The organism is Xanthovirga aplysinae, from assembly GCF_009711365.1.
Classification (GTDB): Bacteria; Bacteroidota; Bacteroidia; order Cytophagales; family Cyclobacteriaceae; genus Xanthovirga; species Xanthovirga aplysinae.
The window spans coordinates 1-3,384 of the sequence record NZ_SMMB01000701.1; the positions used below are offsets into that span (position 1 = coordinate 1).

The following is a 3,384-nucleotide window of genomic DNA, read 5'->3' on the forward strand; positions in this document are numbered from 1 at the left end:
TTAAACAATTTGGAATAGAACAAAAGCTGTGCGGCATGAAGATTTGCACAGATGCTTGCATTTTGGGGGCCTGGACACCAACGGACAATGCCCAAAGGATTTTAGATATCGGTACTGGTACAGGCCTATTAAGTTTAATGATTGCTCAACGGTCTGAAGGAACAATTGAGGCTGTAGAAATCGACCCCGCAGCTTTTCAACAAGCTTCGGACAATTTTTCCAAAAGCCTTTGGAATAATAGGCTTCATTTACACCACCAATCTATTCAACAATATATGGAGAAAAATCAAGGGAAATCCTTTGATTTAATCATCTCTAACCCTCCTTTCTACACAAACCATCAACAAACAAATGATTACAAACGAAATCGTGCTCATCATGATGATGAATTACCTTTTGAAGACCTACTAAGATCTATGGACCTTATGCTTAGTCAAGAAGGAACTGCTTCCATTTTATTACCACCCAGGCAAATGGATGAATTTATCAAATTAGCCATTTCTTTTTCATTTTTTCCCGTCCAGAAACTCCAAATCAGTGATAACGTTCAAAAACCAATTATTCGAGAAGTTTGTCTTTTTAAGCGACAACCAAGTCCCATAAAAATAGAAGAACTAACTATTCGAGAGGAAAACGGTGAGTATGCTCCCAATTACAAGAAATTATTAAAAGATTATTTATTGATTTTTTAATTCCTCCTCTTTTTCATTGAATGCAATTCCAAGGTCTTTTAATTCAGAAAGAATAGGATCATAAAAATCTTTATTTATAGGTATTTGTACCCCTCGAGCTTTAATTTTCTCTTGTAAAAACATTTTTACGGCTATTCCAAGGGGTAATCCTACTGTTTTTGCCATAGCAGTTTGTACCGGATCCTCTCCTTTCACAACCAAAGAAGAAGTAAGTCTTTTGATTTTTCCCTCCAATTCATAATCCAACTGATGTTGCATAACGATCATATCCTTATCATCAGCTTTCAGTTTCCACTTTTCTTCTAACAATTTTAAAAGAACTTGAGCAGGAGAAGCTTCCTTAACCCCCAAGGCCTTATCTTCAAAAATGCCCAACCAGGTCAGTTTGCTCATAATTTCTCCTTTAAGGGGAATATTTAGATAATTGGCCAACTTTTCTTCCAAAGACATCCCAGATTCTTTTGGAAGAAAAGAGTCTGTAAATTGCCGCCAGGTTAAACCCGCAAGTTTCTTCATCTGAAAAGAATCATCCGTCATTCCCAACTGTACAAACACATCCCAAGCGGCACAAAAACCTGCTCTTCGTAAAGTTCCTCTTAATAAGGTTGAGATTTTTTCCAAACCATAAATTTCCCTGTAAGCCAATGAATCACGATTGGGATAGGCGTCAAAATCCCCAAGGCCCTCCACAAATACAGATTGGGATCGACTAAATAACTTATGATAGGGAATAAATTTAAGATACCCCTCCGATAAATATTTAGCCACTCCTTGTCCCGCCAGCACCACATTGCGTGGATTCCAGCTAAATTTGTAGTTCCAGGGATTATCATCGGATTCGGGAGCTACCAAACCACCAGTATAGGAGCAAAAGGCTCTCAATTCTCCCCCTTTTCCCCTAATTTGCTCAATAAGTTGCATGGCGCTCATATGATCCAATCCGGGATCAAGACCACATTCATTCAAAAACAATAACTCTTTCCTCTTTGCTTCTTCATCCAACTCCCTAATGGCTGTGGATACATAAGAGGCTGTGAACAGGTGAACATAAGCATCCAGACAAGTTTTTGCCACATGGATATGAAAGGCAGCTGGAAGCATGGAAATCACCAAGTCAGCCTCCCGAATTAAAGCTTCCCTTTGCGTTTCATTAAAAATATCAAAAGCCACCGCAACAGCATTCTGATAACCGATTATCTTTGACTCTGCTTGTGCTTTATCAAAATCAGCCAAGGTAATCAACCAATTTGAATGTTTTCCCTCTTCAAGCAAATACTTGATAAGGGAAGAGGAGGATCTACCTGCTCCCAGAATTACTATTTTTTTCATCTAATTCCTTTAATGGAGGTTTCCAATTTAATGATACAAAAGGTGAAGAAACTTAAAATTTAACTAGTAGAAAAATAAACTGTTTGCCAAAAAAGTTAGTGAAATCTTCTAAATGTTTAAATCCTTATATGGAAATCCGAAAAGTCTCAAGAAATAAATCTATAGAAAAACATTTTCCATCTGCACTTAATCTTACTTATTGGAACTTTAAATTTTGTATTTCCTCAGAAATAAATTAAATTAATCCCCCCTTTATAATTCCCAGCTGCTATTTTTAGTTTTTTGGTGAAGTGGTGCTGCATGGGAATTTTTCTTTTAATCCTAAATTACTCCCTAACAAGGAGACATTTTTATATATGACCAAGTTAATTAAATCAAATGTATATTTGACGGAACACCTTAATTCAACCACCTTATCTTCTGAATCAGCAAAACTCGTTCATGAAGCCCGGGAAGCCTGCAATTCTGCCTATGCCCCATATTCGGGTTTTAATGTAGGAGCAGCAGTATTGCTTGAAAATGGGGAAATTGTCAAAGGTTCCAACCAGGAAAATGCTGCTTATCCTTCCGGGCTGTGTGCCGAAAGAGTTGCTCTTTTTGCGGCCTCTGCTCAATTTCCAGGAATAAAATTTCTTCAAATTGCTATTGCTGCCAGAAAAGCAGACAGCACCCATTTTATTTTTGCCAGCCCCTGTGGAAGTTGTCGGCAAGTGATGAATGAATATGAAATGAAATTTGAGCACCCTATTCAAATTTTCATCCAGGGAGAAGGGGAAAAAATATACGAAGCAAAAAACGTAGATGTTTTCCTACCATTTGGATTTAATAAAAATCATCTAATGTAATAGAATACCGGCAAAATATGGCTATTATTTATTAATTTCGATTAATAAACAAAATTATTAAAAGCAAATACGGTATATTTTTAATTTTAATGTATAGATTTATACAATGGAATACATGTTTGAATTGTATAAATCACTTTTAAGCCACCATTTAATTTTGGGTTACACAGGTGAGTTTACGCCTGAGATCACAAAATCTATTTTGCATAACGTGGAGCAAAATCTAGAAACTACCATGGAGGATGTTCATGTAAAGCGTAAAGTTTTCAATGTAATGGTAGAATGTCTTCAAAACATTGGTAAACATACTGAAGAATTAAACGAAGTAGAAAAAAAGGAAATACCTCCAGTCTTTATGATTGGAGAACATAAAAATGAATATATCATTATTGGGGGAAACTTAATTCACAATGATGGAGTAGCACCGTTAAAAAAACGACTTGACCAGGTTAACGCCTTGGACAAGGAAGGACTAAAGGAAATTTACCAGGAAATAATTTCTAGCAATCAATTATCTG

General features: G+C 36.3%; 4 protein-coding genes. 3 read left to right on the forward strand and 1 reads right to left on the reverse strand.

All coding sequences use genetic code 11. The features are described from left to right. Nucleotides 1–692 (forward strand): tRNA1(Val) (adenine(37)-N6)-methyltransferase (locus E1171_RS04355; RefSeq protein ID WP_222931386.1); only part of this gene is annotated, 692 nt, incomplete at its 5' end. On the opposite strand, the gene E1171_RS04360 is transcribed toward E1171_RS04355, so the two are convergent. Further along, the gene (locus tag E1171_RS04360) at nt 678–2,021 is read right to left on the reverse strand and encodes a saccharopine dehydrogenase family protein (RefSeq protein WP_155204468.1); all 1,344 of its coding nucleotides are present in this window, start codon (nt 2,019–2,021) and stop codon (nt 678–680) included. The genes E1171_RS04355 and E1171_RS04360 overlap by 15 nt on opposite strands. A 293-nt stretch (nt 2,022–2,314) precedes the next feature. On the opposite strand from E1171_RS04360, the gene cdd reads away from it, so the two are divergent. Beyond that, complete coding sequence (cdd, locus tag E1171_RS04365; RefSeq protein ID WP_343031292.1) at nt 2,315–2,866, forward strand: cytidine deaminase; 552 nt, start codon at nt 2,315–2,317, stop codon at nt 2,864–2,866. 106 nt (nt 2,867–2,972) lie between these two features. Further along, nucleotides 2,973–3,384: SiaB family protein kinase (locus tag E1171_RS04370; RefSeq protein WP_155204472.1), on the forward strand; the 412-nt coding region annotated here is incomplete at its 3' end.